Below are 24675 nucleotides of genomic sequence, written 5' to 3' on the forward strand. Positions count from 1 at the left end.
CGGCACTTGTTCTTCCCTAACAACAGAGCTTTACGATCCGAAAACCTTCATCACTCACGCGGCGTTGCTCCGTCAGACTTTCGTCCATTGCGGAAGATTCCCTACTGCTGCCTCCCGTAGGAGTCTGGGCCGTGTCTCAGTCCCAGTGTGGCCGATCACCCTCTCAGGTCGGCTACGCATCGTTGCCTTGGTGAGCCGTTACCTCACCAACTAGCTAATGCGCCGCGGGTCCATCTGTAAGTGGTAGCTAAAAGCCACCTTTCAACATTTCCTCATGCGAGGAAATGAGTTATCCGGTATTAGCCCCGGTTTCCCGGAGTTATCCCAGTCTTAYAGGCAGGTTACCCACGTGTTACTCACCCGTCCGCCGCTGATATCAGGGAGCAAGCTCCCATCAATCCGCTCGACTTGCATGTATTAGGCACGCCGCCAGCGTTCGTCCTGAGCCAGGATCAAACTCTCCGATAAAAGTTTGAATAGCTCTTTAAAAATAAATCTAGAATTAACGTTGACGTATTGTCTTGTTTTGTTCAGTTTTCAAGGTTCAATATTTCGTCATTCCCGTTCGGGCGACTTTATTAATTTATCACAATTCATCATGTGATGTCAACTGTTTTTCGAAATTATTTAATGGTGTTTCTTCTAAATAATTCATTGTGTTTCAGCGACGTTAATTACTATATCAAGATTTTAAATACGGGTCAATACTTTTTGTGAACTTTTTTAATAAAATATTTCATTCCTATTACCTCTATTTCACCCTTGGATTATATAAGAGCTCCCCCTGCTTATAAAAGGGGAAGCCCAAGGAGACTAATTTGTTTCTTTCTTGGCTGCTGTCTTCATATATTTCAAGCATTCCTTATGACTTGCAAATCGCTTAAAAAGGGAAAATAAGATTTTATACCGTTCATCCATTGCTCTCTTAACGATATGATCAATTCGAGAATCCTTAAGGTCAAACAGTATTTCATCCATTTCTCTTTTCAACAGATACTCTATTTCCTGTTTCTCTCTATCATTAATCATTAACCCCAGCAAGTATGTCACCCCTTAATGTTGGTATTTGTAGTTTTTTCCATTAAAAGATATTTATAATCATTTTTTCGTCAGATAGATATTTTTTTGCGGGACATGCATATCTTTAGTAAAGACAGACGGTTGAACGGAGGGATGATATTGAATACGTTTCACACAGTAAACGCTAAGAAATTGAAGCAAATCAGTTTGATCATCGTGATTTCTTTCTTTACTGCTTTGTTTGTATATAGCAGTAACCTCTCGACACTTTCGGTTTTCAGTACGAAGGATGGGCCGAAGGCGATTTACAAAGGAGAAAAGGGCGTGGCGATCACCTTCAACATTGGTTGGGGAGATGAAAAGGCCAAGCCGATCCTTGAAGAATTAAAGAAAATGAATGTGACCTCCGCTACCTTCTTTCTTTCCGGGGCCTGGGCTGAACGACATCCCGATTTAGTGGAACAAATCGTGAAGCAGGGTTATGAGATCGGAAACCTCGGCTATGCCTATTCCGACTATACGGAGATGGAACCGAACAAGATTAAGCAGGACATAATGAAGGCGGATGAGGTCTTTAAGAAATTGAATGTGAAAGAAGTGAAATTGTTACGCGTTCCAACGGGACATTTCGATAAAGAAACGTTGAAGGTTGCCGATTCCCTCGGCTTAACGGTCGTCCACTGGAGCGTGGACTCAAAGGATTGGACCAATCCCGGTGTGGAAGAAATCCTGAATAACGTCAGTAAAGCAAAAAAAGGCGACATTGTCCTGCTTCATGCATCAGATTCAGCTAAACAGACGAAGGAAGCCTTGCCTTCCATTGTGAAGGAGCTAAAAGGAAAAGGAAACTTCATTACAGTGTCCGACATGATTTCAAACGGTGATGCCAAGTCATCCCTTATACAATAAAAAAATCCCGTAAGTGAACGGTGTTCACCTGCGGGATTTTTTTATTCAGCTCTTAGCCGATTGCCTGCGTTCTCTTTCCGTCTGGGATTTCTCTATGTACTTAGGAAGTCGCAATAGTTGGAATGCGTTACAGGCAAGAAGAGCGAGCAGCATAAGATACAGCCATTTCACGGAATTCACCAATAATACCGGAAGCCATTCAAGTGTCGTTACAACGATCATAAAAAATAGGGCTGATACAAATGTGTTGGTTTTTGCTTCTGATTGTTGATTCTTGATATAAGCAACGACAAGACCAACCACAAAGATCCCGATCCCGAGTAATATATAAGGTGTATACGACTCTCCTTCCACAGCGAAGGCTCTGAATCGAAAGTAAATCAAATCAAACAGGACAAGTGCGATCAGCACCATTTGAACGGGGTTCCATAGGCTTTTGAACATCCCCATCCCGAATTGATGGATGGTTAAGTAAGCGAAATAACCCATTTGACTGATGACACTAAAAGTAAACCCTACAAATATGAACCAAAGTAAACTCGATAATATACCAATCACGTTACCGTCCTGAAAGTATGGTCCGAACTGATCCCATCTTATGATGAGGGCGGCCACACCTGTTACGGCTCCACCGATTACTAACGTATGAATAAATAAACGAATCCAATTGCGGATGGTCACTTCTATTTTCCTCCAAATAAAAAAATATACACTCACTTGATTGTACCAACGCATGTTTAAAAAATCCAGGTTCCAATTTTACCTGTGCATATTTTTTTCGTTATTTCTCATATTAAGGGTAAGGGAATTTGTATGGAAGGAGCTTACCCATGAAAAGATATTCCTTTCTTTTTCTATTGACCATTCTTCTTCTTTCCGCTTGTGGCGGTGGAGGGGATACGGGCAGTGGCAAAATGGATTATGAAGAAACCAAGAAAATGGTTGTTGATATATTAAAGACGGATGATGGAAAAAAAGCCATCCAGGATGTCATGTCTGATGAAAAAATGAAATCAGAGCTTATTATGGATCAGGGTGTTGTAACTGATACAATTTCCAAAACCCTCACATCCGAAAAGGGAACAGAATTCTGGAAGAAATCCTTTGAAGATCCAAAGTTCGCTGAAGCCATGGCGAAAAGCATGAAAGATGGAAATGAAAAATTGCTTAAAGACCTCATGAAGGACCCCGAGTATCAAGGGATGATGATGGACCTGCTAAAAGATCCTGAATTCAAAAAGGAACTCACAGAAGTATTAAAGAGCCAGGAATACAAAGAACATCTGCAAAAAGTGATTACGGAAACCTTCCAAAGTCCATTATTTAAGGCAAAACTTCAGGATGTATTATTAAAGGCTGCCGGTGAAATCAAAGACGGGGGCAAAAGTGAAGGAAGCAACAGTCAATCGTCTGGTAGTGATCAAAATGGTTCAGGCGACTCAGGTGGCACAGGAAGTGGCGGCGGAGGGCAATAAATTTTTTCTCTGACCGGAAATGACAACTTATAAAAAGGGACCGATGCACGCTGGCATTGGTCCCTTTTTTGCTTCTTTAAGAAAGTTTTTCAATGACTTTATGGGCAATTTCCCCATAAATCTGACCCAGTCGGTGGTCTTCCGCATAAATGGACGGGGCAAAATCCTCTTCATTCCAGTCCGGCTGCTGCAGTGGAAGCTTGCCAAGTAAATCGGTACGAAGCTCTTCAGTAAGCTTCTCTCCCCCGCCTTGACCGAACACGAATTCCTTTTCACCTGTCAGTTTGCTTTCAAAGTAAGACATGTTCTCAACAACACCCAGGATGTCATGGTCAGTTTGAAGGGCCATGGCTCCTGCACGGGCTGCTACGAAGGCCGCTGTCGGATGAGGTGTCGTCACAATGATTTCCTTACAATGTGGAAGCATTGTATGAAGATCAAGGGCAACGTCACCAGTTCCCGGTGGCAGGTCCAGCAGTAAATAATCCAAGTCGCCCCACTCGACTTCAGAGAAGAAGTTGTTCAGCATCTTACCAAGCATCGGCCCTCTCCAAATAACCGGTGCATTGTCCTCTACGAAGAATCCCATGGAAATGACCTTCACGCCGAATCGTTCTACTGGAATAATTCTTTCCCCGCGTACGATCGGTCTCTTCACAATCCCCATCATATCGGGCACGCTAAACCCGTAAATGTCGGCATCCACAAGCCCCACCTTTTTACCCTGCCTGGCAAGTGACACGGCAAGGTTAACCGAAACCGTTGATTTTCCTACGCCGCCTTTTCCACTGGCAATCGCAATGAAGGTCGTCTTACTTGCAGGGGATAACAGGTCCGTTCCTTCTCCACCTGCGCCTCTGTGCTTTTCAAGCTCCTCTTCCGGAAGCTCTGTGAAACGGATCCCGACAGATTCCGCTCCATTCTCCTTTAATACTTGTACTATTTGTTGCTGGAATTGCATTTGCTCGCCGGTACCTGTTTTGGCAATGGCGATTTTCACACTGACATGGTTCTTTTCTTCTTTAACGGAGATGTCTACAACCCCATTTGTTTCTTGTAAGGTTTTATTTAAAAAAGGATCTTTTAATCCAAATAAAAGTTCGCGTGTTTGTTGTTCCGATAACATGAATAACCACCCTTTTCTATGTATTCGTTTTCAATCATCTGTTTTCAGTATAACATATTCTCAGTTGAATGAATGCTCAAAAGGTTTTGAATGCTTTTGTCAAATAATAAAAAAAGCTGAGAGGTTATTCCTCGTCAGCTTTTTCTTTGTCATCCATGGTCAGATAGTTCAGTACACCCTGGTAGACGGAAGCAGCAATCTTTTGCTGGTAATCCTCTTTAAGTAGATTGGCACGTTCTCCAGGGTTGGAGAGGAAACCAATTTCTACGAGGGCTCCGGACTTTTTGGCATGTTTCAGGATGTAGACATTTTGCAGACCTTTTGCTTCCCGGGTCGTGTTTTCCAGATTACGGGTCAGCTCTCCTTGGATCGCTTTGGCGAGTGCTTTATTTTCTTCATACTTTGGATTGTAGAAAGTCTGGGCCCCGCTCCATTTCGCAGATGGAATCGAATTCAAGTGGATGCTGAGAAACATATCCGCTTGGGATTCATTGATCAACGTTAGCCTTTTCTTAAGGTCTTCCACTTTTCTTCGGCTGTATCCTCTCGTACTTTCATCAGCAAGGTCTTCATCCTTCTCACGCGTCAGGATCACAAGGGCACCTTGCTCCTGAAGATAATCCCTTATCATCAGTGAGACATTTAATGCGATGTCCTTCTCAAGTGCCTTCTCATCTCCCGCCCCGCCGTCCGGGCCACCATGTCCCGGATCTATATAGATGATTTTTCCTGATAAGGGGAGATTCCATGAATCCCATGTATCTTTGTCTAATATTTTATATTGAATGATGAATAATAAAATAGCCAGTGCAGAAATTATCCCGATAACCTTCAGTTTCTGAACCATTCCAGTCCTCCTATTTCAAGTCTTGGCGACGGAAAAACCGCTGCCTTTACTAAAAAATATGGGACAAGAATGGGTTTTAGAACTGAAATTAATGCAACCGTAATTTGTGACGCTTGATTCCCTTTTCATATCCTTCTGACCACCATGTTTCCACAAAGTGCTCACAACAGAAATAAAAGGACTCATCTACTTCATTCGATACACCCATCTCAGACCAGTACAGCCAGAAATTATAAAGCGTATCAATAAAATGCTTCAATTCTTCCTCACAACGCTTCTTCACTAATTCGGTATCTTCACCTGAGTACCCGAATTTACTGATCTTCCCTCCAAGTAGATAAGCCTCTATGGCTATATCAAAACACGCTTCATCAAATCCCTGCTGCATAAATACGCCGCCTTGAACCTTTATATATCCAAAATGCCGCCGGACACTCTCCTGCAGCATCTTAATTGAAATTTCTTTCAGTAACGTTCTTTCCGTCTTGATCTGCTTCTCTCTTCTCTTTGTATTGAAAGTTGTAATAACGTTCAAAAAACATTCACCCCTTTGAACGTATTTTCCTACTTAACCCACCACTTCATTCGAGTAACTGTTACCAATTTTCTTGGAGGGACGGACCTCCATATACACTCTCTAAGAAGAATAAATCCTTGGTACAAAGGGATTTAGCTTCAAGATTGACGTGAAATTGGAGGTCCGTCCCTCAAACCCAATAAAAAAAGCCCAACCGACAGAATCGGCTGAGCTTTGGTGTGAAATAATAATTAACGCTTAGAGAATTGTGGCGCGCGACGTGCACCTTTAAGACCGTATTTTTTACGCTCTTTCATACGAGAGTCACGAGTTAATAATCCAGCGCGTTTTAGAGATCCACGGTATTCAGGGTCTGCTTGTAGTAAAGCACGAGCGATTCCGTGACGGATCGCACCAGCTTGACCAGCATAGCCTCCACCATTAACGTTAACTAAAACGTCATAGTTACCAAGAGTTTCAGTTGCAACTAGTGGTTGCTTAATTACTTCTCTTAGTGCTGCGAATGGGATATAAACTTCTACTTCACGATCATTGATAACAATGTTTCCGTTACCTGGTACTAAACGTACACGAGCTACTGAGCTCTTACGACGACCAGTTCCGTAATATTGAACTTGAGCCAAGATAATAACCTCCTCTTATTAATTATCCACGAAGTTCGTAAACTTCAGGTTGTTGTGCTTGATGTGGATGCTCTGCTCCAGCATATACATGTAATTTCTTGAACATTTGACGACCTAGAGAACCTTTTGGAAGCATACCTTTGATAGTAAGCTCAAGCATTTTCTCTGAGTAGTTTGTACGCATTTCTAATGCTGTACGTTGTTTTAAACCACCAGGGTGATTAGTGTGACGGTAGTAGATCTTGTCCGTTAACTTCTTCCCAGTTAGTTCAATTTTTGAAGCATTAAGAATGATTACATGATCACCAGTGTCAACATGTGGTGTGAATGTTGGTTTGTGTTTTCCGCGTAGAATTGAAGCAACTTCACTGGATAGACGTCCAAGAGTTTTGCCTTCAGCATCTACAACGAACCATTTACGATCGATTTGGTTGGCTTTTGCCATATACGTTGTACGCATGATTTAACCTCCTATTTAATGAATCCGTAGTATTTATTTTCTAATCACAATAAGTTTCCGGGGCTTATCGTGGGGTTAATAACATACCATATGCTATATTATCTTGTTCCCAGTCTATTGTCAAGAGAATGTTACACCAGGATTAGTTGTTTTAGTATTTTTTTTATTAATTCCATACAATCCTATTTCACAACAGGATCATAATCCACCTTCCACAGATATAATCCATGGGGCGGTGCAGTCTTTCCTGCCCGGTTTCGGTCCCGCGCTTGCAGTATTCCAGGTACATCATCCACAGAAATATTCCCAGTACCTACCTCTAGCAAAGTACCGACCAATATCCTCACCATATTATATAAAAATCCATTGCCCACAAATGAAAAAATGATTTCTTCTTCGTGTTCCTGAATGTCAATATGATGAATGGTTCTTACTTTGTCTTCCACTTCCGTCTTCGCTGAACAAAAGCTTGTAAAGTCATGCTCCCCGATCAGGTGCCGGGCAGCGCGCTCCATATCAGGAACGGAAAGCGTATGGGGGTAGTGAAGGGCAAAATGCCGGTTGAACGGACTTCTTGATTTCCCTGTATAAACCCGGTAACGGTATTCTTTCTGCTCCACGGAAAACCGCGAGTGAAAGTCTGTTGAAACAAACTCGGCTTCTTTCACGGTCACTTCATCCGGTAACCTTGTATTCAGAACGATCGGCCATTTCTCTTCTGGAATGGATAATGGTGTGTCAAAATGAAAGACCTGACCGTTTGCATGGACACCTGCGTCGGTACGGCCAGACCCGCTGATTCGGACAGGACCGCCTTTATGGATAGTGGACAAGATGCTCTCTATGAGGCCCTGGACGGTACGTTGATTCGGTTGTACTTGATAACCATGAAAATACGTTCCATCATAAGCGATGGTACACTTCACTCTCTGCATAAATGACACTCCCGTTATCCTCTGAAAATGATTAATACCGTTGTGAGGAGGGCAAGGACGATTAACGCTCCCGTATCCTTCTTATGCCAGGATAACAGGCGGTATTTCGTCCTGCCCTCCCCTCCTTGATATCCCCTTGCTTCCATGGCCGTTGCCAGGTCTTCGGCGCGTTTGAATGCACTGACGAAGAGAGGAATCAACAGAGGGATGATGGCTTTGATCCGATCTTTGATAGGGCCTGATGAAAACTCAGCCCCCCTTGCGATCTGTGCTTTCATGATTTTATCGGTTTCCTCCATTAAGGTTGGAATAAACCGCAAGGAAATCGACATCATGAGTGCCAGTTCATGCACGGGGAATTTCACTTTCTTCAATGGGTTCAAAAGTGTTTCAAGACCGTCCGTAATCGTAATGGGTGAGGTTGTGAGCGTTAATAACGAAGTGACCAGGATCAGATAAAAGAATCGTAATGAAATAAAGATCCCCTGTCTTAGCCCCTCTTCATGAACAGACAGGATTTTCATGTCCAACAGGACGGGACCTTCCTTTGTAAAAAACACATGTAAAAAGAACGTAAACAAAATCAGCCAAAGAATGGGCTTCAATCCTCCGATGATAAAACGGATGGATAGGTTGGATAGTATGAGTGCGCTAAACGTAAAAAGACCGAGCAGTGCGTATGTTACAGCATTATTGGCCAGGAAGACGACACATATAAATCCGAAAATAAATAAAAGTTTTGCCCTCGGATCCATTTGGTGAAGAATGGATTTCGCCGGTACATAACGGCCGAAGATCATTTTTTCCATCATAGTCCTTCACCTCCATCACGGATCGAACGGATGGCTGAAGCCAATTCGCCTATTGTCAGACACGTCTTCGGAAGTTTCTTTCCGGTCTTTCTTTCAAACTGATATTGGAACCGAACAACATCCGGTACGTCCAGCCCCATCTCAAACAGTTCGTCCGTCTCGGAGAAGATTTCCGCAGGGGTTCCTTTTCGTTTTAAACGGCCCTTCTGCATGATGACGATCTCTTCTGCATAGTGAGCGGCGTCTTCCATGCTGTGGGTGACGAGAATAGTCGTCAGTCCCTTTTCCTTATGAAGATCATAGAACATGTCCATGATCTCCCTTTGCCCTCTTGGGTCAAGTCCTGCTGTCGGTTCGTCCAATACAATGACCTCGGGATTCATTGCCAGTACCCCTGCTATGGCGACACGTCTCATTTGTCCCCCTGAAAGATCAAATGGGGACTTCTGCAGCACATCCAGAGACAAACCAACCTTTACAATCAATTCTTTCGCTCTTTGTATCGCTTCTTCCTCAGACACACCAAAGTTCATTGGACCATAACATATATCTTTAAGGACGGTTTCTTCAAACAGCTGGTGCTCAGGAAATTGAAAGACGATCCCTACCTTCTGTCTGACGGGCTTTAAATTCTTTGCCTTTTCCTTTGCCTTGATCTCATGCTTGCCTACTTGAACAAGTCCCTCTGTAGGCTTTAATAATCCATTAAGATGCTGCAACAGTGTGGACTTGCCTGAACCAGTGTGACCGATCACCGCGAGAAACTGACCCGTTGGAATCGAAAGGTTGATATCTTGAAGGGCAAGTTTTTCGAATGGAGTGTTGAATGAATATCGGTATTCTACCTGTTGAAATGTGATCTGCATAATTCATCCACCAACTCTTCTTCTGTAAAATATGTTTTAGACAGGGGAAACCCTGCTTCCTTCAGTGCCCCGGCAAGCTTGATGGTGAAAGGGGAATCCAACCCAAGCTTGATGAGCTCGTCCTCCAATAGGAAAATCTCTTCCGGTATTCCTTCCTTAAAGACACTCCCTTGATTCAAAACAATCATGCGATCTGCCTTCGTAGCTTCCTCCAGGTCATGGGTGATGGAAATCACCGTCAGGTTCTCTTCTTCTTTCAGCTTCCGGACTGTCTCAAGAACTTCCTGTCTTCCCTTTGGGTCAAGCATCGAAGTGGCCTCATCCAGGATGATGATGGATGGCTGCAGGGCTACTACACCTGCAATCGCCACACGCTGCTTCTGCCCCCCTGATAAATGGTGCGGCTCTTGATCAAGAAAATCTTCCATATGGACACTTTTTAAAGCATCATTGACTCTTTGTACCATCGAATCATAAGGTACCCCATGGTTTTCTAACCCAAAAGCCACATCATCCTCTACTGTAGCACCAACAAATTGATTATCGGGATTCTGAAAAACCATACCCAGCTTTGACCGAATGTCCCAGATAGAATTTTCCTCAAGAGTGATTCCATCCACCGTCACTATTCCCTTCTTGGGGAAATGAAGCCCATTCAACATCTTGGCAAGGGTGGATTTACCGGATCCGTTATGTCCGACGATCGCGAGCCACTCACCTTGATTGACCGCCAGGCTGATGCCTTTAAGGGCATAAGTATTCTGATCGGGATATCTGAAGTGTACATCCTCCACTTTAATGATTTCCTTCAATTCTGTTACCTCCTCTACGCTATCCTTACTCAGCTCTGCTAAAACCTTTGCATACAAAAAAAAGCCTGCACCCCGACCAAAGAAAAGAACATCTTTTCTTGTTCATCCATTGAACAGCTTCTATGAACATAGAAGTTGGAAGGGGTGCACGAGCTAGACGAGTCAGACAGCGCTGCTCATCGTAACGCTCTGCTTTTCATCACATGCACTTATACAAAAAGGGCAAAGATGCAGTTAAGGATTAACTGTCCCGCCCTTAATGTTAGAAGTCACGAATTATTAAACTAATTCGATGATTGCCATTGGAGCACCGTCACCACGGCGAGGACCAACCTTCATAATGCGAGTATATCCGCCTTGACGCTCTGTGTAACGAGGAGCGATGTCAGAGAATAACTTTTGTAAAGCATCTTGGTTGTTTTCAGCGTTTGCAACTTCTTTACGAATGAATGCACCAGCTTGACGACGCGCGTGAATGTCACCACGTTTACCGAGTGTGATCATTTTTTCCACAACTGAACGAAGTTCTTTCGCACGAGTTTCAGTTGTTTCGATGCGCTCGTTAATGATTAGGTCTGTAGCTAAATCACGTAGCATTGCTTTACGTTGAGCACTGGTACGTCCTAACTTTCTGTAAGCCATTAAGGGTTCCCTCCTTTGTTGAGTCTATATATGCAAGAAGATGTTATCAGTCGTCTTTACGTAAACCGAGTCCAAGGTCTTCAAGTTTAACTTTAACCTCTTCAAGGGATTTACGTCCTAAGTTACGCACTTTCATCATATCTTCTTCAGTCTTGTTAGCAAGCTCTTGAACAGTATTGATTCCAGCACGCTTCAGGCAGTTATAAGAACGAACAGAAAGATCCAATTCTTCGATGGTCATCTCAAGAACTTTTTCTTTTTGGTCTTCTTCTTTTTCTACCATGATTTCAGCATTCTGCGCTTCATCTGTAAGGCCAACGAAAATATTTAAGTGTTCTGTCAGAATCTTAGCACCTAAAGAAATCGCTTCTTTCGGTCCAATACTTCCATCAGTCCATACATCAAGAGAAAGTTTATCGTAGTTCGTCATTTGACCAACACGAGTATTTTCTATTTGATAGTTAACGCGTGAAACTGGAGTGTAAATAGAATCGATTGGGATCACGCCAATAGGAAGATCCTCACGTTTGTTTTGGTCTGCTGGTCTGTACCCACGACCACGGGATGCACTTAAACGCACACGGAAGTGACCACTCTTAGATAATGTTGCAATGTGTAAATCAGGATTTAACACTTCAACATCACTATCATGAGTAATATCCGCAGCCGTTACGGCTCCTTCGCCCTGTACATCAATCTCCAGCGTTTTTTCTTCATCAGAGTAGATCTTCAACGCTAGCTTCTTGATATTCAAAATGATGGATGTGACATCCTCTACGACGCCTTCAATTGTTGAAAACTCATGCAGTACTCCATCTATTTGAATAGATGTGACAGCAGCACCTGGGAGTGACGATAATAGGATACGACGTAAGGAGTTACCCAAAGTTGTACCATATCCACGCTCAAGTGGTTCTACGACGAACTTTCCATATGTGGCATCATCGCTGATCTCAACCGTTTCAATTTTTGGCTTTTCAATTTCGATCATTAATATTTACCCTCCTTCAAAACGTCGAAACTCCGGGCTAAATAAGATAAAGTCCGAAATTCCCCATGTTTACGTTCCCTATTGTGCACCAACAACTGGTTACTTTTCTGAATGAACGTATCTTGTATCATATCCCATTATAGACAACGATACAAAATTTATACAGAAAATTAAACGCGGCGACGTTTTGGTGGACGGCATCCATTATGAGGAACTGGAGTAACGTCTCTGATTGCAGTAACTTCTAGACCTGCTGCTTGAAGAGCACGGATAGCTGCTTCACGACCAGCACCAGGACCTTTAACTGTTACTTCAAGAGTTTTAAGACCGTGTTCCTGAGAAGCTTTAGCTGCTGTTTCAGCTGCCATTTGCGCTGCGAATGGAGTGGATTTACGAGAACCTCTGAATCCTAGTGAACCTGCACTTGACCATGCAACAGCATTTCCGTGAACATCAGTAATAGTTACGATTGTGTTATTGAATGTAGAACGAATGTGTGCAATACCAGCTTCGATATTCTTTTTCACACGACGTTTACGAGTATTAGTTTTACGTGCCATACTAAGAAGTAACCTCCTTTACCTATTATTTTTTCTTGTTAGCTACAGTCTTACGAGGACCTTTACGTGTACGAGCATTGTTCTTCGTATGTTGTCCACGAACAGGTAGTCCACGACGGTGACGAAGACCGCGGTATGAACCGATTTCCATAAGACGTTTGATGTTTAGTGATACTTCACGACGAAGATCACCTTCTACTTTTAATTTATCAACGATATCACGAATCTTTCCTAGTTCGTCGTCAGTTAGATCGCGAACGCGAGTATCCTCAGATACACCAGCTTCAGATAAGATTTTCGCTGCAGTATTTTTACCAATACCGTAGATGTATGTTAATGAAATGACAACACGTTTGTCACGTGGAATGTCTACACCAGCAATACGTGCCATAGTGATAGCGCACCTCCTTTAAGATTAGCCTTGTTTTTGTTTGTGTTTAGGGTTTTCACAGATAACCATGACTTTACCTTTTCTACGAATAACTTTACATTTTTCGCAGATTGGTTTAACAGATGGTCTAACTTTCATCTTATTCTAACCTCCTTAATAGTACGGAGTGCAATAGATTATTTATAACGATAAGTGATTCTACCACGAGTTAAGTCATACGGTGATAATTCCACTGTTACCTTGTCACCAGGTAGGATACGAATGAAATGCATACGGATCTTTCCTGAAACATGTGCCAGTACTGTATGACCATTTTCTAATTCTACCTTAAACATCGCATTGGGCAAAGTCTCGGCGACCTTACCTTCAACTTCAATTACATCATCCTTAGCCATCGAACATGTCTCCCTTCTTCTCATCATTTAATACTTCGTTAACAAACTTTGAAACAGCATAACGCAGTTTACCGTTCGTTACTCTGCCTGATTCTATAATACTGTTTTGAACTTCTGGAGAAACATAGTCACACAAGTGAAGATGAGCGATGTTCTTTCGCTTGGCGCGATCGAACTTTCGTCTATCCCCATCTGCTATCAGTACAAAACGTTCATCCAACTGCTGAATAACGACCGAGTAGCTTCCAGTCTCTCTCCCTTTGAGGGTTTGAACAATCTGGCCTATCCTCGGGACCGTTGATTCTGACTCGATCAATCCAATCACCTTCATTTAGGCTTTCGTCAATATCTCATAGCCGTCTTCAGTAATTGCTATGGTGTGTTCAAAGTGCGCACACATTTTATCATCTACTGTGACGACTGTCCAGTTATCTGATAACGTTCTAACATATCGACTTCCTGCATTAACCATTGGTTCAATAGCCAGTACCATGCCAGGCTTTAAACGCGGACCTTTGTTGGGTGGTCCGTAATGAGGGATTTGCGGGTCCTCATGTAAGTCTTGACCAACTCCGTGTCCCACATACTCCCGAACGATTGAAAAGCCATTAGCTTCAACAAAAGTTTGTATACTATGAGAGATATTCGACAGACGCTCGCCTGGTTTCGCTTCTTTAAGGCCCAGAAATAATGACTCTTCCGTTACGTCAAGAAGCTTCCGGGTTTCATCATCTATTGTTCCAACTGGATATGTCCAAGCCGAGTCACCGTGATAACCATTATATTTAGCACCGATATCGATACTGATAATATCGCCATCTTTCAATACCCGATCGCCTGGAATTCCATGTACCAACTCATTGTTGACTGAAGCACAGATGCTGCCACGAAACCCATTATACCCTTTAAAAGATGGAATTGCATCATGTTTACGAATGAATTCTTCAGCAATTGCATCCAATTCCTTCGTCGATATTCCCGGAGAAATATACTTTTGCAATTCCGCATGAGTCAAAGCAACAATTTTACCAGCATGCCGCATGATCTCAATCTCTCTCGGAGTCTTAGAAATGATCATTATGAAAGGCCTCCAAGTAGTTCATCAATGTCATCAAACACTCTATGGATGTCTTGTTGACCGTCAATGTTTTTCAGATAGCCTTTATCTTCGTAGTAAGCCAATAGTGGTTGGGTTTGTTTGATATTTACGTCCAAACGGTTTTGAACCGTTTCTTCGTTATCATCTGCGCGTTGATATAACTCGCCGCCGCAGCGATCACAAACGCCCTCTTCTGTTGGCGGATTAAAGACAAGATGATAAGTAGCGCCGCACTCTTTACAGATCCTGCGACCTGTCAAGCGCTCCATCAGGATGTCCTTATCTACATTTATATTAATGACATAATTCATTTTCTTACCAAGATCAGCTAGGATGTTTTCAAGTGCTTCTGCCTGAGCAACCGTTCTTGGAAACCCATCCAGTAAGAAGCCTTTTTCACAGTCCTCTTTGCTTAACCTTTCACGAACGATACCGATTGTCACTTCATCAGGAACAAGATCGCCATTATCCATGAATGATTTAGCCTTCAAGCCTAGTTCAGTACCTTCTTTAATAGCTGCACGGAACATATCGCCTGTAGAGATATGGGGGATACCATATTTGTCTACGATTTTTTCAGCTTGAGTACCTTTTCCTGCGCCTGGTAAGCCCATAAGAACTATATTCACTCGTACTCCCCCTAATTGTCTATAAAATGGTTTCAGGAACAAGACGTTCCCGAAAACCCTCTTATTTAATAAATCCTTTGTAGTGACGTTTCACTAACTGTGCCTCTAGTTGCTTCATTGTCTCAAGTGCAACCCCTACTACGATCAGTAAGCTTGTTCCACCGATTTGAGCTGCAGGAGGTAAACCTGCAAAGTTAATGAAGAAAACTGGAAGGACTGCGATAACAGCTAAGAAAATGGCCCCAACAAATGTTAGACGATACAGAACGCGAGTGAGATACTCTTGTGTGGTTTTACCTGGACGAATACCAGGGATATATCCACCTTGCTTCTTCAAGTTTTCAGCCATTTGTTCCGGATTTACTTGAATGAAAGCATAGAAATACGTAAAGGCAACGATCAGAGCTACATAGATGATCATACCAACTGGTTTGGTGTAATCAAAGATGTACTGGATAGTACTGGTCACATCATTGTCTCCAAAAAAGGATGAAATGGTCTGTGGCGTGATAATAAAAGAAATCGCAAAGATAACTGGAATAACACCCGCAGCATTCACCTTTAATGGTAGATGTGTTGATTGTCCACCAACCGGACTACGCCCCACTAAACGTTTTGCATATTGAATCGGAATCTTACGAAGTGCTTGTTGGATAAACACGACACCAACCACGATTGCAATAACTGCTAAAACAAGAAGTGCAAGAACCACAATACGAAGGAAGAGCTGTTCGCCTGCTCCCTCAATTTGTTGAGCATAGATTTGGTTTACAGTGTTAGGGATCGCAGCAACGATACCTGCAAAGATCAGGATCGAAATACCATTCCCAACACCTTTAGCCGTGATTTGTTCACCAAGCCACATAAGAAAAGCCGTACCAGCTGTTAGAACTAAAGCTATTAGTAGGTACGTGCTGACTCCGGGGTTTTGGATAAGCATTCCACCGTAAATTCTATTAAAGCCGTAGGACATTCCCAAAGCCTGGATGAATCCAAGAATGATAGTGAAATAACGTGTGAACTGAGCTAATTTACGGCGCCCGACTTCACCCTGCTTAGACCACTCAGTAAACTTCGGTACAACATCCATTTGCAGAAGCTGCACGATGATCGAAGCTGTGATATAAGGCATGATTCCCATCGCGAAGATGGAGAAGTTCTTTAACGCACCGCCACCAAATGTATTCAGGAATCCAAGGATCCCTGCCTGGTCTTGCATTTTCAATACATTAGCATCTACGCTTGGTACAGGAATAAAGGTACCAAGACGAAAGACTATTAACATTAGAAGGGTGAAGATAATTTTGTTTCTTATATCACCCACGCGCATAAAATTGGAGACAGTTTGAAACATTAGATCACCTCGGATGTACCGCCAGCAGCTTCGATAGCTTCTTTAGCAGTGGTTGAGAATTTGTGTGCTTTTACTGTAAGCTTTTTCTCGATTGAACCTTTACCAAGAATCTTAATTCCTGCTTTTTCGTTACTCACTACACCAGATTCTACAAGTAGAGCTGGAGTAACTTCTGTACCATCTTCGAAGCGATTCAATACGTCAAGATTGACGATTGCATATTCTTTACGATTGATGTTCGTGAATCCACGTTTAGGTAGACGTTGGAACAATGGTGTTTGACCACCCTCAAAGCCAGGACGAGTTCCGCCACCTGAACGGGCGTTTTGTCCTTTATGACCTTTACCAGAAGTCTTTCCATTACCTGAACCAATACCACGTCCTACACGATTGCGGACTTTACGTGAACCTTCTGTAGGCTTTAACTCATGTAATTTCATGTCGGCACCTCCTTTTTTTTAAGCGTTAAGAATTATTTTTCAGTTACTGTAACAAGGTGAGCCACTTTGTTGATCATACCGCGGATAGCAGCATTATCTTGTTGCTCAACAGTTTGATGCATTTTGCGAAGTCCTAAAGCTTCAACCGTTTTGCGTTGATCTTGAGGACGGCCAATGATGCTACGAGTGAGGGTAATTTCTAGTTTGTTAGCCATCGTTATCCCTCCCTTAACCTAAAATCTCTTCAACTGATTTACCACGTAGTTTTGCAACGTCTTCAGCGGTCTTTAATTGTTTTAAACCTTCGATTGTAGCGCGAACCATGTTAATTGGAGTGTTAGATCCTAATGATTTAGATAGGATATCTTGAACACCAGCTAATTCAAGTACGGCACGAACAGGTCCACCGGCGATGATTCCTGTACCCGCAGAAGCAGGTTTGATCAGGATTTGACCAGCACCAAATCGGCCAGTTACTAGGTGAGGTGTTGTACCCTCAACCATAGGAACTTCAATTAGATTTTTCTTCGCATCTTCAATCGCTTTACGGATTGCTTCAGGTACTTCCTGAGCTTTACCAGTTCCGAAACCAACGTGACCGTTTTTGTCGCCCACTACTACAAGAGCAGCGAAACGGAAACGACGTCCACCTTTAACAACTTTCGCAACACGATTGATTGTAACTACGCGTTCTTCAAATTCTAGTTTGCTTGGATCAATACGACGCATCTGGATTGTCCCTCCTTTTTTTATTAAAATTCTAAGCCGTTTTCACGAGCTGCTTCAGCTAAAGCTTTGATACGGCCATGATATAAATATCCACCACGGTCAAATACTACGGATTTTAATCCTTTTTCTACTGCACGTTTCGCAACTAGTTCTCCAACTTTAGCTGCTGCATCAGCAGTAGCAGATGAGTCTAGATTGAAATCTTTATCTTGAGAAGATGCACTAACTAGAGTAACACCATTCACATCATCGATAAGTTGAGCGTAGATATTTTTGTTAGAACGGAAAACGTTCAAACGAGGACGAGTTTCAGTTCCAGTAATCTTTGAACGGACACGAGCATGTCTTTTCTTACGTGTTTTGTTCTTATCTGGCTTAGTAATCACCTACGGTCACTCCTTTCTTTTGCCTACGCGGCATTATTTACCTGTTTTACCTTCTTTACGACGAACATATTCACCTTCGTAGCGAATACCTTTTCCTTTGTAAGGCTCAGGAGAGCGTACAGCACGAATGTTAGCAGCTAATGCTCCAACACGTTCTTTGTCGATACCTTTGATAGATATCTTTGTATTAGCCGGTACTTCGATCTCGATACCTTGTTCTGGCTCGATCTCAACTGGGTGAGAGTAACCAACGTTAAGGACAAGCTTCGTACCTTGTTTTTGAGCACGGTAACCTACACCGACTAGCTCAAGATTTCTTTGGAATCCTTTAGATACACCTTCAACCATGTTCGCGATTAGGGCACGAGTTGTACCGTGTAACGCGCGGTGTTCTTTTGCATCAGAAGGACGAGTAACTGTTGCTACATTTCCTTCTAATTCAACTTTAATATCAGAATTGAATGTACGAGAAAGTTCCCCTTTAGGTCCTTTTACAGTTACTGTGTTATCTTCAGCAACTGTTAGAGTAACGTCAGATGGAATTTCTACTGGTAGTTTTCCTACACGTGACATCCTGTTGCACCTCCATTCATATAAAAAATATTACCAAACGTAAGCTAGTACTTCTCCGCCTACTTGTTGAGCACGAGCTTCTTTATCAGTTAAAACACCTGTAGAAGTAGAAACAAGCGCGATACCTAAACCGTTTAACACTCTAGGTACCTCTGTAGATTTAGCATATACACGTAAACCAGGTTTAGAGATACGCTTTAATCCAGTGATTACACGTTCGTTGTTTGCTCCATATTTCAAGAAAATGCGGATAACACCTTGCTTGTTATCTTCTACATATTCTACGTCACGTACGAAACCTTCACGTTTGAGGATTTCTGCAATTTCTTTCTTGATGTTAGAAGCAGGAACTTCTAATCTTTCGTGACGAACCATGTTCGCATTACGGATGCGAGTAAGCAAATCTGCAATTGGATCTGTCATTGTCATAATAATTTACCTCCTTCCCAATATGGGGTATTACCAACTAGCTTTCTTAACGCCAGGAATCTGACCCTTGTATGCAAGTTCACGGAAACAAATACGGCAAAGCTTGAATTTACGGATAACTGAATGAGGACGTCCGCAACGTTCGCAACGAGTATACGCTTGAACATTATGCTTTGGCGTGCGTTTTTGTTTCGCAATCATAGATTTTTTAGCCACATTTTCGCCTCCCTTATATAGCGATTACTTTTGGAATGGCATTCCGATTTGTGTCAACAATTCACGAGCTTCTTCGTCTGTGTTCGCAGTTGTTACGATTACGATATCCATACCACGTGCTTTAGACACTTTATCATAATCAATCTCAGGGAAAATCAATTGCTCTTTTACTCCTAATGTATAGTTACCGCGACCGTCGAATGCTTTTTTAGAAACACCGCGGAAGTCACGCACACGTGGAAGTGAAACAGAAATTAATTTATCTAAGAATTGGTACATACGCTCTCCACGAAGAGTAACTTTTGCACCGATTGGCATACCTTCACGAAGACGGAAGCCTGCGATAGATTTTTTAGCTTTTGTTACAACTGGCTTTTGACCAGTGATTTGAGTTAATTCATCAACAGCTACATCAAGAGCTTTTGAGTTTGAAACAGCATCGCCGACACCCATGTTGACAACGATCTTTTCAACTTTAGGTACTTCCATTACTGATTTGTAATTGAATTTGCTAACTAGAGCTGGACTGATTTCTTGTTGGAATTTTTCTTTTAGGCGGTTCATTCAGAATACCTCCCTTCTTAATCGTACTATTTATCTAGAACTTCACCTGATTTTTTTGCTACACGTACTTTTTTGCCGTCTTCTGTCTTATAACCTACACGAGTTGGCTCGTTAGATTTCGGATCTAGAAGCATAACATTTGATACATGGATAGATGCTTCCTGGCTGATGATTCCGCCTTGCGGATTCATCTGTGAAGGTTTAGCGTGTTTTTTTACAACGTTGATTCCTTCAACTAGCACTCGGTCTTTCTTTGGGAATGAAGCAAGAACAACACCTGTCTTACCTTTGTCTTTCCCAGTAATGACCATTACTTTATCGCCTTTTTTTACATGCATTTCATCGCACCTCCTTGAATGGCCCAATGCTAATATCTATTAAAGAACTTCTGGAGCTAAAGATACAATTTTCATAAAGTTGCTGTCACGCAGTTCACGGGCAACAGGTCCGAAGATACGAGTTCCACGTGGTCCTTTATCGTCACGGATAATGACACAAGCATTCTCGTCGAACTTAATGTAAGTACCGTCTTGACGACGTACACCAGACTTAGTACGTACAACAACCGCTCTGACTACGTCACCTTTTTTAACAACGCCACCTGGTGTTGCTTGTTTTACTGTACACACGATAACATCACCGATGTTAGCCGTCTTGCGTCCAGAACCACCAAGCACTTTAATAGTTAATACTTCACGAGCACCAGAGTTGTCAGCAACTTTTAAACGTGATTCTTGTTGAATCATGTAGGTAACCTCCCTTCGGAATATAAAATATCCGAACAAATATATTAGATAATAACTGCTTTTTCAACAACTTCTACTAAACGGAAACGTTTTGTAGCAGATAGTGGACGAGTCTCCATGATACGTACGATATCGCCTACTTTTGCTTCGTTGTTCTCATCATGAGTTTTAAACTTCTTAGAGTACTTAACGCGCTTGCCGTATAGAGAATGCTTTTTATAAGTTTCTACCATAACCGTTACTGTTTTATCCATTTTGTCGGAAACAACACGGCCAGTGTATACCTTACGTTGGTTGCGGTCACTCATTTAAGCAAACCTCCTCTCATTTATCGATTGTTAACCCCGATCTCTCTTTCACGGATTACAGTTTTCATACGAGCGATCCCTTTGCGGACTTCACGGATGCGAGCTGTGTTTTCTAATTGTCCAGTCGCAAGTTGGAAGCGAAGGTTAAATAACTCTTCTTTCAGAGTTTTTACTTTTTGTTCAATTTCAGCAGTGGTTAGGTCACGAATTTCATTACTTTTCATTTGATTCACCACCAATTTCCTCACGTTTTACAAACTTCGTTTTGATTGGAAGTTTATGTGATGCTAGACGAAGCGCTTCACGAGCTACCTCTTCAGAAACACCAGCGATTTCAAACATGATTTTTCCAGGCTTAACTACTGCTACCCAACCTTCTGGAGCACCTTTACCTGAACCCATACGAACTTCTAAAGGTTTTGCTGTGTAAGGTTTATGAGGGAAGATTTTAATCCATACTTTACCGCCACGTTTCATGTAACGAGTCATAGCGATACGAGATGCTTCGATTTGACGGTTTGTGATCCAAGAAGCTTCCACTGCTTGTAAACCGTATTCACCGAACGCTACTTCTTGACCGCCTTTAGCACGTCCACGCATTTTCCCGCGGTGTTCGCGACGATGTTTAACGCGTTTAGGTAATAACATAATTATTTGCCTCCTTCCTCAGATTTCTTTCTTGTAGGAAGAACTTCTCCACGATAGATCCACACTTTAACGCCAAGCTTACCATAAGTTGTATCAGCTTCTGCATGAGCATAGTCAATGTCAGCGCGTAGAGTATGAAGTGGAACAGTACCTTCACTGTAATGTTCTGAACGAGCGATATCTGCTCCGCCTAAACGACCAGATACTTGTGTTTTGATTCCTTTTGCGCCAGCACGCATCGCACGTTGTAGCGATTGTTTCTGAGCACGACGGAAAGATACACGATTTTCTAATTGGCGAGCGATGTTTTCAGCTACTAGTTTAGCATCAACGTCAGCTCTTTTGATTTCAACGATGTTGATGTGTACACGTTTTGAAGTAAGTTCGTTTAAAGCTTTACGAAGTGCTTCAACTTCTGTACCACCTTTACCGATAACCATACCAGGTTTAGCTGTATGAACAGTAATGTTAATACGATTTGCTGCGCGTTCGATTTCTACTTTAGAAACAGAAGCGTCAACTAAACGTTTTGCAATATATTCACGTACTTTAATGTCTTCGTGTAAGAGATTAGCGTAATCTTTATCTGCGTACCATTTAGATTCCCAATCACGGATTATACCGACACGAAGTCCGACCGGATGTACTTTTTGACCCACAGCTTATCCCTCCTTCTTTTCTGATACGACAAGTGTAATGTGACTTGTACGTTTGTTAATTTGACTTGCACGTCCCATCGCACGAGGACGGAAACGTTTAAGTGTTGGTCCTTCATTTACATAAGCCTCAGTTACCACTAGGCTATTAATATCCATGTCAAAGTTGTGCTCTGCGTTCGCAATAGCAGACTTAAGTACTTTTTCGATTACTGGTGAAGCAGCTTTAGGTGTATGCTTTAAAATAGCAACCGCTTCTCCAACTTGCTTACCTCGGATTAGATCAACGACTAAACGTACTTTACGAGGAGCAATACGTACTGTTCTTGCAACAGCTTTTGCTTGCATTAGGATACCCTCCTCTCAATTAGCGTCTTGTTTTCTTATCATCACTTGCATGACCTTTGTAAGTACGAGATGGCGCGAATTCACCAAGCTTGTGTCCTACCATGTCTTCAGTGACGTATACAGGTACATGTTTACGACCATCGTAAACTGCGATAGTGTGACCGATGAATGCTGGGAAGATTGTTGAGCGACGAGACCAAGTTTTAACAACTTGTTTGCCTTCAGTTTCGTTCAATTTTTCAACCTTATTCATTAAATGATCATCAACAAAAGGTCCTTTTTTTAAGCTGCGACCCATGTTTGAACCTCCCTTCGTGACTGATCTACGGCTCTTTTCAGGAACCGTAGTACAATCCCGTTATTTTTTGCGACGACGCACAATAAATTTATCAGATTTGTTGTTTTTCTTACGTGTCTTGTATCCAAGAGTAGGTTTACCCCATGGAGACATTGGTGATTTACGTCCGATTGGAGCGCGACCTTCACCACCACCGTGTGGGTGATCGTTAGGGTTCATAACAGAACCACGAACTGTTGGGCGTTTACCTAACCAACGAGAACGACCGGCTTTACCAATGTTGATAAGTTCGTGTTGTTCATTTCCAACTTGACCAATAGTAGCACGACAAGCAGAAAGAATCATACGAGTTTCACCAGAGTTCAAACGTACAAGTACATATTTACCTTCTTTACCAAGTACTTGAGCAGATGTACCAGCAGAACGAACTAACTGACCACCTTTACCTGGTTTAAGTTCAATATTGTGTACGATTGTACCAACTGGGATGTTGATAAGTGGTAACGCATTACCTACTTTGATATCCGCTTCTGGTCCAGACATTACTTCCATACCTACAACTAGTGTTTTAGGTGCAAGAATGTAACGTTTTTCTCCATCAGCGTAGTTGATTAGTGCAATATTAGCTGAACGGTTTGGATCGTATTCGATCGTAGCAACGCGTCCAGGTATACCATCTTTTTCACGTTTGAAATCGATGATACGGTATTGGCGCTTATGGCCGCCACCTTGATGACGAACTGTTAACTTACCTTGGTTGTTACGGCCACCCTTTTTGTGTAGGGGTGCTAGAAGTGACTTTTCCGGAGAATCAGTCGTGATTTCAGCGAAATCAGAGCTAGTCATGCCGCGACGACCATTAGAGGTAGGTTTATACTTTTTAATCGCCATGTTTTTCCCTCCTCTTCTTAATTAAAGAATTTTATACTTCAAAGAATTCGATTTCTTTACTGTCAGCAGTAAGCTTAACGATAGCTTTACGACGCTTGTTAGTGTAACCAGCGTGTTTACCCATGCGCTTGAACTTACCTTTGTAGTTCATGATGTTTACTTTATCTACTTTAACGTCAAAGATTGCTTGAACGGCGTCTTTTACTTGAGTTTTGTTGGCTCTAGTATCAACTTCGAAAGTATACTTTTTCTCAGACATAAGATCAGTTGAAGCCTCTGTAATTACGGGGCGCTTAATGATTTCACGTACATCCATTATGCGAGCACCTCCTCTACTTTTTCAACAGCTGATTTAGTCATCACTAGTTTGTCATGTCCTAATACATCCAGAACGCTAATTCCTTCTGCAGTGACAACAGTGACACCAGGGATGTTACGAGCTGAAAGTGCTACGTTTTCGTCAAGACCGTCAGTGATTACTAATGTTTTAGAATCAACAGAAAGACCTTTTAGGACGCTTGCAAATTCTTTTGTTTTAGGAGCATCGAATGATAATGCTTCTAATACTAAGATGTTTTCTTCTACTACTTTAGAAGATAGTGCAGATTTTATCGCTAAGCGACGAACTTTCTTAGGAAGTTTGTAGCTGTAGCTGCGTGGAACCGGTCCAAATACAGTACCACCGCCGCGCCATTGTGGAGAACGGATTGACCCTTGACGAGCACGACCTGTTCCTTTTTGACGCCAAGGCTTACGACCACCGCCACGTACTTCAGAACGATTTTTTACTTTGTGATTTCCTTGGCGTAAAGAAGCTCTTTGCATCAATACTGCTTCAGTCATCACGTGTGTGTTTGGTTCGATACCAAAAACAGTGTCATTAAGTTCGATATCACCAACTTTAGAACCGCTTTGGTTAAATAATGCTACTTTCGGCATTCTTGTTTCCTCCTTTCTTG

General features: G+C 42.3%; 42 protein-coding genes and 1 rRNA gene. 2 read left to right on the top strand and 41 right to left on the bottom strand.

Annotated features, from left to right (window positions below):
• Both AM506_RS18170 and AM506_RS18175 read right to left on the bottom strand, forming a co-directional pair.
• Positions 1 to 468, bottom strand: a 16S ribosomal RNA gene (locus AM506_RS18170); the annotation flags it as partial.
• Between the two features lie 345 nt (positions 469 to 813).
• Positions 814 to 1041, bottom strand: coding sequence for a hypothetical protein (locus AM506_RS18175; protein ID WP_060674075.1), 228 nt, complete (start codon positions 1039 to 1041; stop codon positions 814 to 816).
• Positions 1042 to 1179: 138 nt separating this feature from the next.
• Between AM506_RS18175 and pdaB the strand changes: the two genes are divergently transcribed.
• Positions 1180 to 1929: a polysaccharide deacetylase family sporulation protein PdaB gene (gene pdaB / locus AM506_RS18180; protein ID WP_060674076.1), complete on the top strand. Its 750-nt coding sequence runs from the start codon at positions 1180 to 1182 to the stop codon at positions 1927 to 1929.
• 45 nt (positions 1930 to 1974) lie between these two features.
• On the opposite strand, the gene AM506_RS18185 is transcribed toward pdaB, so the two are convergent.
• Positions 1975 to 2610, bottom strand: coding sequence for a KinB-signaling pathway activation protein (locus AM506_RS18185; protein ID WP_060674077.1), 636 nt, complete (start codon positions 2608 to 2610; stop codon positions 1975 to 1977).
• Positions 2611 to 2759: 149 nt separating this feature from the next.
• Here AM506_RS18185 and gerD point away from each other — a divergent pair, with 149 nt between their 5' ends.
• Positions 2760 to 3404, top strand: a complete 645-nt coding sequence (gene gerD, locus AM506_RS18190) for a spore germination lipoprotein GerD (RefSeq protein WP_060674079.1) — start codon at positions 2760 to 2762, stop codon at positions 3402 to 3404.
• A gap of 76 nt (positions 3405 to 3480) precedes the next feature.
• Here the strand turns inward: gerD and AM506_RS18195 are convergent, their stop codons facing one another.
• From AM506_RS18195 to rplD, 38 genes are all read right to left on the bottom strand, one after another.
• On the bottom strand, positions 3481 to 4530 hold the full coding sequence (locus tag AM506_RS18195; protein ID WP_060674081.1) for an Mrp/NBP35 family ATP-binding protein: 1050 nt from the start codon (positions 4528 to 4530) through the stop codon (positions 3481 to 3483).
• A gap of 124 nt (positions 4531 to 4654) precedes the next feature.
• Entirely contained in the window at positions 4655 to 5377 is a 723-nt protein-coding gene (cwlD, locus tag AM506_RS18200) for an N-acetylmuramoyl-L-alanine amidase CwlD (RefSeq protein ID WP_060674083.1), read from the bottom strand.
• 88 nt (positions 5378 to 5465) lie between these two features.
• Positions 5466 to 5912, bottom strand: a complete 447-nt coding sequence (locus tag AM506_RS18205) for a DUF2521 family protein (RefSeq protein WP_060674085.1) — start codon at positions 5910 to 5912, stop codon at positions 5466 to 5468.
• Positions 5913 to 6145: 233 nt separating this feature from the next.
• Positions 6146 to 6538, bottom strand: a complete 393-nt coding sequence (gene rpsI / locus AM506_RS18210) for a 30S ribosomal protein S9 (protein ID WP_060674087.1) — start codon at positions 6536 to 6538, stop codon at positions 6146 to 6148.
• 22 nt (positions 6539 to 6560) lie between these two features.
• On the bottom strand, positions 6561 to 6998 hold the full coding sequence (gene rplM, locus AM506_RS18215) for a 50S ribosomal protein L13 (RefSeq protein ID WP_034765935.1): 438 nt from the start codon (positions 6996 to 6998) through the stop codon (positions 6561 to 6563).
• Between the two features lie 182 nt (positions 6999 to 7180).
• Positions 7181 to 7933, bottom strand: a complete 753-nt coding sequence (gene truA / locus AM506_RS18220; RefSeq protein WP_060674089.1) for a tRNA pseudouridine(38-40) synthase TruA — start codon at positions 7931 to 7933, stop codon at positions 7181 to 7183.
• 14 nt (positions 7934 to 7947) lie between these two features.
• On the bottom strand, positions 7948 to 8745 hold the full coding sequence (locus tag AM506_RS18225; protein ID WP_060674091.1) for an energy-coupling factor transporter transmembrane component T family protein: 798 nt from the start codon (positions 8743 to 8745) through the stop codon (positions 7948 to 7950).
• Positions 8742 to 9611, bottom strand: coding sequence for an energy-coupling factor ABC transporter ATP-binding protein (locus AM506_RS18230; protein WP_060674092.1), 870 nt, complete (start codon positions 9609 to 9611; stop codon positions 8742 to 8744). Before AM506_RS18230 ends, AM506_RS18225 begins: the two co-directional genes overlap by 4 nt.
• On the bottom strand, positions 9587 to 10423 hold the full coding sequence (locus tag AM506_RS18235; protein WP_060674094.1) for an energy-coupling factor ABC transporter ATP-binding protein: 837 nt from the start codon (positions 10421 to 10423) through the stop codon (positions 9587 to 9589). Before AM506_RS18235 ends, AM506_RS18230 begins: the two co-directional genes overlap by 25 nt.
• 279 nt (positions 10424 to 10702) lie before the next feature.
• Positions 10703 to 11065: a 50S ribosomal protein L17 gene (gene rplQ, locus AM506_RS18240; protein ID WP_034765940.1), complete on the bottom strand. Its 363-nt coding sequence runs from the start codon at positions 11063 to 11065 to the stop codon at positions 10703 to 10705.
• A gap of 46 nt (positions 11066 to 11111) precedes the next feature.
• Complete coding sequence (locus AM506_RS18245; RefSeq protein ID WP_060674096.1) at positions 11112 to 12056, bottom strand: DNA-directed RNA polymerase subunit alpha; 945 nt, start codon at positions 12054 to 12056, stop codon at positions 11112 to 11114.
• Positions 12057 to 12226: 170 nt separating this feature from the next.
• A complete protein-coding gene (gene rpsK / locus AM506_RS18250) occupies positions 12227 to 12616 on the bottom strand; it encodes a 30S ribosomal protein S11 (protein ID WP_032085294.1) in 390 nt (129 codons plus the stop codon).
• A gap of 25 nt (positions 12617 to 12641) precedes the next feature.
• Entirely contained in the window at positions 12642 to 13007 is a 366-nt protein-coding gene (gene rpsM, locus AM506_RS18255) for a 30S ribosomal protein S13 (RefSeq protein WP_034765943.1), read from the bottom strand.
• Positions 13008 to 13031: 24 nt separating this feature from the next.
• Positions 13032 to 13145, bottom strand: a complete 114-nt coding sequence (rpmJ, locus tag AM506_RS18260) for a 50S ribosomal protein L36 (RefSeq protein WP_003156543.1) — start codon at positions 13143 to 13145, stop codon at positions 13032 to 13034.
• 38 nt (positions 13146 to 13183) lie between these two features.
• Entirely contained in the window at positions 13184 to 13402 is a 219-nt protein-coding gene (infA, locus tag AM506_RS18265) for a translation initiation factor IF-1 (RefSeq protein ID WP_034765945.1), read from the bottom strand.
• Positions 13395 to 13718 carry a KOW domain-containing RNA-binding protein gene (locus tag AM506_RS18270; protein ID WP_034765947.1) on the bottom strand — a complete coding sequence of 108 codons (324 nt, stop codon included), beginning with the start codon at positions 13716 to 13718 and terminating at the stop codon, positions 13395 to 13397. Before AM506_RS18270 ends, infA begins: the two co-directional genes overlap by 8 nt.
• A gap of 15 nt (positions 13719 to 13733) precedes the next feature.
• On the bottom strand, positions 13734 to 14480 hold the full coding sequence (gene map / locus AM506_RS18275) for a type I methionyl aminopeptidase (protein WP_060674098.1): 747 nt from the start codon (positions 14478 to 14480) through the stop codon (positions 13734 to 13736).
• The gene (locus AM506_RS18280; protein WP_034765951.1) at positions 14480 to 15130 is read right to left on the bottom strand and encodes an adenylate kinase; all 651 of its coding nucleotides are present in this window, start codon (positions 15128 to 15130) and stop codon (positions 14480 to 14482) included. Before AM506_RS18280 ends, map begins: the two co-directional genes overlap by 1 nt.
• A 61-nt stretch (positions 15131 to 15191) precedes the next feature.
• Entirely contained in the window at positions 15192 to 16484 is a 1293-nt protein-coding gene (secY, locus tag AM506_RS18285) for a preprotein translocase subunit SecY (RefSeq protein ID WP_060674099.1), read from the bottom strand.
• Entirely contained in the window at positions 16484 to 16924 is a 441-nt protein-coding gene (rplO, locus tag AM506_RS18290; RefSeq protein ID WP_060674101.1) for a 50S ribosomal protein L15, read from the bottom strand. The genes secY and rplO overlap by 1 nt, the downstream gene beginning before the upstream one ends.
• Before the next feature lie 32 nt (positions 16925 to 16956).
• Positions 16957 to 17139 carry a 50S ribosomal protein L30 gene (rpmD, locus tag AM506_RS18295; protein ID WP_034765956.1) on the bottom strand — a complete coding sequence of 61 codons (183 nt, stop codon included), beginning with the start codon at positions 17137 to 17139 and terminating at the stop codon, positions 16957 to 16959.
• A 13-nt stretch (positions 17140 to 17152) separates the two neighbouring features.
• Positions 17153 to 17653 carry a 30S ribosomal protein S5 gene (gene rpsE / locus AM506_RS18300; RefSeq protein WP_060674103.1) on the bottom strand — a complete coding sequence of 167 codons (501 nt, stop codon included), beginning with the start codon at positions 17651 to 17653 and terminating at the stop codon, positions 17153 to 17155.
• Positions 17654 to 17676: 23 nt separating this feature from the next.
• Positions 17677 to 18039, bottom strand: coding sequence for a 50S ribosomal protein L18 (rplR, locus tag AM506_RS18305; RefSeq protein WP_060674105.1), 363 nt, complete (start codon positions 18037 to 18039; stop codon positions 17677 to 17679).
• Positions 18040 to 18072: 33 nt separating this feature from the next.
• Positions 18073 to 18612, bottom strand: coding sequence for a 50S ribosomal protein L6 (gene rplF / locus AM506_RS18310; RefSeq protein ID WP_060674106.1), 540 nt, complete (start codon positions 18610 to 18612; stop codon positions 18073 to 18075).
• A 30-nt stretch (positions 18613 to 18642) separates the two neighbouring features.
• Complete coding sequence (rpsH, locus tag AM506_RS18315) at positions 18643 to 19041, bottom strand: 30S ribosomal protein S8 (protein ID WP_060674108.1); 399 nt, start codon at positions 19039 to 19041, stop codon at positions 18643 to 18645.
• Between the two features lie 30 nt (positions 19042 to 19071).
• Positions 19072 to 19257, bottom strand: a complete 186-nt coding sequence (locus AM506_RS18320; RefSeq protein WP_010191505.1) for a type Z 30S ribosomal protein S14 — start codon at positions 19255 to 19257, stop codon at positions 19072 to 19074.
• Between the two features lie 24 nt (positions 19258 to 19281).
• Entirely contained in the window at positions 19282 to 19821 is a 540-nt protein-coding gene (gene rplE / locus AM506_RS18325; RefSeq protein WP_060674110.1) for a 50S ribosomal protein L5, read from the bottom strand.
• 26 nt (positions 19822 to 19847) lie between these two features.
• Positions 19848 to 20159, bottom strand: coding sequence for a 50S ribosomal protein L24 (gene rplX, locus AM506_RS18330; protein ID WP_034765969.1), 312 nt, complete (start codon positions 20157 to 20159; stop codon positions 19848 to 19850).
• Positions 20160 to 20198: 39 nt separating this feature from the next.
• The gene (rplN, locus tag AM506_RS18335) at positions 20199 to 20567 is read right to left on the bottom strand and encodes a 50S ribosomal protein L14 (protein ID WP_060674112.1); all 369 of its coding nucleotides are present in this window, start codon (positions 20565 to 20567) and stop codon (positions 20199 to 20201) included.
• A 44-nt stretch (positions 20568 to 20611) separates the two neighbouring features.
• Positions 20612 to 20875 carry a 30S ribosomal protein S17 gene (gene rpsQ / locus AM506_RS18340; RefSeq protein WP_032085279.1) on the bottom strand — a complete coding sequence of 88 codons (264 nt, stop codon included), beginning with the start codon at positions 20873 to 20875 and terminating at the stop codon, positions 20612 to 20614.
• 20 nt (positions 20876 to 20895) lie between these two features.
• Positions 20896 to 21099, bottom strand: coding sequence for a 50S ribosomal protein L29 (rpmC, locus tag AM506_RS18345; RefSeq protein ID WP_060674114.1), 204 nt, complete (start codon positions 21097 to 21099; stop codon positions 20896 to 20898).
• Positions 21089 to 21523: a 50S ribosomal protein L16 gene (rplP, locus tag AM506_RS18350; protein WP_060674116.1), complete on the bottom strand. Its 435-nt coding sequence runs from the start codon at positions 21521 to 21523 to the stop codon at positions 21089 to 21091. The genes rpmC and rplP overlap by 11 nt, the downstream gene beginning before the upstream one ends.
• A 2-nt stretch (positions 21524 to 21525) precedes the next feature.
• Complete coding sequence (rpsC, locus tag AM506_RS18355; RefSeq protein ID WP_060674118.1) at positions 21526 to 22182, bottom strand: 30S ribosomal protein S3; 657 nt, start codon at positions 22180 to 22182, stop codon at positions 21526 to 21528.
• Between the two features lie 3 nt (positions 22183 to 22185).
• Positions 22186 to 22527, bottom strand: coding sequence for a 50S ribosomal protein L22 (rplV, locus tag AM506_RS18360; protein WP_034765976.1), 342 nt, complete (start codon positions 22525 to 22527; stop codon positions 22186 to 22188).
• Positions 22528 to 22546: 19 nt separating this feature from the next.
• On the bottom strand, positions 22547 to 22825 hold the full coding sequence (gene rpsS / locus AM506_RS18365) for a 30S ribosomal protein S19 (RefSeq protein WP_060674120.1): 279 nt from the start codon (positions 22823 to 22825) through the stop codon (positions 22547 to 22549).
• Positions 22826 to 22885: 60 nt separating this feature from the next.
• Positions 22886 to 23716, bottom strand: coding sequence for a 50S ribosomal protein L2 (gene rplB / locus AM506_RS18370; protein ID WP_060674122.1), 831 nt, complete (start codon positions 23714 to 23716; stop codon positions 22886 to 22888).
• A 31-nt stretch (positions 23717 to 23747) separates the two neighbouring features.
• Positions 23748 to 24032: a 50S ribosomal protein L23 gene (gene rplW / locus AM506_RS18375; protein ID WP_034765982.1), complete on the bottom strand. Its 285-nt coding sequence runs from the start codon at positions 24030 to 24032 to the stop codon at positions 23748 to 23750.
• Entirely contained in the window at positions 24032 to 24655 is a 624-nt protein-coding gene (rplD, locus tag AM506_RS18380) for a 50S ribosomal protein L4 (RefSeq protein WP_034765984.1), read from the bottom strand. The genes rplW and rplD overlap by 1 nt, the downstream gene beginning before the upstream one ends.
• Positions 24656 to 24675 lie beyond the last annotated feature (20 nt).

The sequence above is a fragment of the Rossellomorea vietnamensis genome (assembly GCF_001305855.1).
Classification (GTDB): Bacteria; Bacillota; Bacilli; order Bacillales; family Bacillaceae_B; genus Rossellomorea; species Rossellomorea vietnamensis_A.

What these genes read in the sequence shown, in the direction of transcription:
- rpsE (WP_060674103.1), bottom strand. Translation starts at nt 17,653, where the DNA reads ATGCGTCGTATTGATCCAAGCAAACTAGAATTTGAAGAACGCGTAGTT.
- gerD (WP_060674079.1), top strand. Translation starts at nt 2,760, where the DNA reads ATGAAAAGATATTCCTTTCTTTTTCTATTGACCATTCTTCTTCTTTCC.
- rpsK (WP_032085294.1), bottom strand. Translation starts at nt 12,616, where the DNA reads ATGGCACGTAAAACTAATACTCGTAAACGTCGTGTGAAAAAGAATATC.
- rplD (WP_034765984.1), bottom strand. Translation starts at nt 24,655, where the DNA reads ATGCCGAAAGTAGCATTATTTAACCAAAGCGGTTCTAAAGTTGGTGAT.
- rplN (WP_060674112.1), bottom strand. Translation starts at nt 20,567, where the DNA reads ATGATTCAACAAGAATCACGTTTAAAAGTTGCTGACAACTCTGGTGCT.
- rplF (WP_060674106.1), bottom strand. Translation starts at nt 18,612, where the DNA reads ATGTCACGTGTAGGAAAACTACCAGTAGAAATTCCATCTGACGTTACT.
- rplM (WP_034765935.1), bottom strand. Translation starts at nt 6,998, where the DNA reads ATGCGTACAACGTATATGGCAAAAGCCAACCAAATCGATCGTAAATGG.
- infA (WP_034765945.1), bottom strand. Translation starts at nt 13,402, where the DNA reads ATGGCTAAGGATGATGTAATTGAAGTTGAAGGTAAGGTCGCCGAGACT.
- rplO (WP_060674101.1), bottom strand. Translation starts at nt 16,924, where the DNA reads ATGAAATTACATGAGTTAAAGCCTACAGAAGGTTCACGTAAAGTCCGC.
- secY (WP_060674099.1), bottom strand. Translation starts at nt 16,484, where the DNA reads ATGTTTCAAACTGTCTCCAATTTTATGCGCGTGGGTGATATAAGAAAC.
- AM506_RS18225 (WP_060674091.1), bottom strand. Translation starts at nt 8,745, where the DNA reads ATGATGGAAAAAATGATCTTCGGCCGTTATGTACCGGCGAAATCCATT.
- rplP (WP_060674116.1), bottom strand. Translation starts at nt 21,523, where the DNA reads ATGTTATTACCTAAACGCGTTAAACATCGTCGCGAACACCGCGGGAAA.
- AM506_RS18245 (WP_060674096.1), bottom strand. Translation starts at nt 12,056, where the DNA reads ATGATCGAAATTGAAAAGCCAAAAATTGAAACGGTTGAGATCAGCGAT.
- truA (WP_060674089.1), bottom strand. Translation starts at nt 7,933, where the DNA reads ATGCAGAGAGTGAAGTGTACCATCGCTTATGATGGAACGTATTTTCAT.
- rpsQ (WP_032085279.1), bottom strand. Translation starts at nt 20,875, where the DNA reads ATGAGTGACCGCAACCAACGTAAGGTATACACTGGCCGTGTTGTTTCC.
- map (WP_060674098.1), bottom strand. Translation starts at nt 14,480, where the DNA reads ATGATCATTTCTAAGACTCCGAGAGAGATTGAGATCATGCGGCATGCT.
- rplE (WP_060674110.1), bottom strand. Translation starts at nt 19,821, where the DNA reads ATGAACCGCCTAAAAGAAAAATTCCAACAAGAAATCAGTCCAGCTCTA.
- rpsM (WP_034765943.1), bottom strand. Translation starts at nt 13,007, where the DNA reads ATGGCACGTATTGCTGGTGTAGACATTCCACGTGACAAACGTGTTGTC.
- rplV (WP_034765976.1), bottom strand. Translation starts at nt 22,527, where the DNA reads ATGCAAGCAAAAGCTGTTGCAAGAACAGTACGTATTGCTCCTCGTAAA.
- rpmC (WP_060674114.1), bottom strand. Translation starts at nt 21,099, where the DNA reads ATGAAAAGTAATGAAATTCGTGACCTAACCACTGCTGAAATTGAACAA.
- rplQ (WP_034765940.1), bottom strand. Translation starts at nt 11,065, where the DNA reads ATGGCTTACAGAAAGTTAGGACGTACCAGTGCTCAACGTAAAGCAATG.
- rplB (WP_060674122.1), bottom strand. Translation starts at nt 23,716, where the DNA reads ATGGCGATTAAAAAGTATAAACCTACCTCTAATGGTCGTCGCGGCATG.
- rplX (WP_034765969.1), bottom strand. Translation starts at nt 20,159, where the DNA reads ATGCATGTAAAAAAAGGCGATAAAGTAATGGTCATTACTGGGAAAGAC.
- rpmD (WP_034765956.1), bottom strand. Translation starts at nt 17,139, where the DNA reads ATGGCTAACAAACTAGAAATTACCCTCACTCGTAGCATCATTGGCCGT.
- cwlD (WP_060674083.1), bottom strand. Translation starts at nt 5,377, where the DNA reads ATGGTTCAGAAACTGAAGGTTATCGGGATAATTTCTGCACTGGCTATT.
- AM506_RS18195 (WP_060674081.1), bottom strand. Translation starts at nt 4,530, where the DNA reads ATGTTATCGGAACAACAAACACGCGAACTTTTATTTGGATTAAAAGAT.
- rpmJ (WP_003156543.1), bottom strand. Translation starts at nt 13,145, where the DNA reads ATGAAAGTTAGACCATCTGTTAAACCAATCTGCGAAAAATGTAAAGTT.
- rpsS (WP_060674120.1), bottom strand. Translation starts at nt 22,825, where the DNA reads ATGGGTCGCAGCTTAAAAAAAGGACCTTTTGTTGATGATCATTTAATG.
- rplW (WP_034765982.1), bottom strand. Translation starts at nt 24,032, where the DNA reads ATGGATGTACGTGAAATCATTAAGCGCCCCGTAATTACAGAGGCTTCA.
- AM506_RS18230 (WP_060674092.1), bottom strand. Translation starts at nt 9,611, where the DNA reads ATGCAGATCACATTTCAACAGGTAGAATACCGATATTCATTCAACACT.
- rpsH (WP_060674108.1), bottom strand. Translation starts at nt 19,041, where the DNA reads ATGACAATGACAGATCCAATTGCAGATTTGCTTACTCGCATCCGTAAT.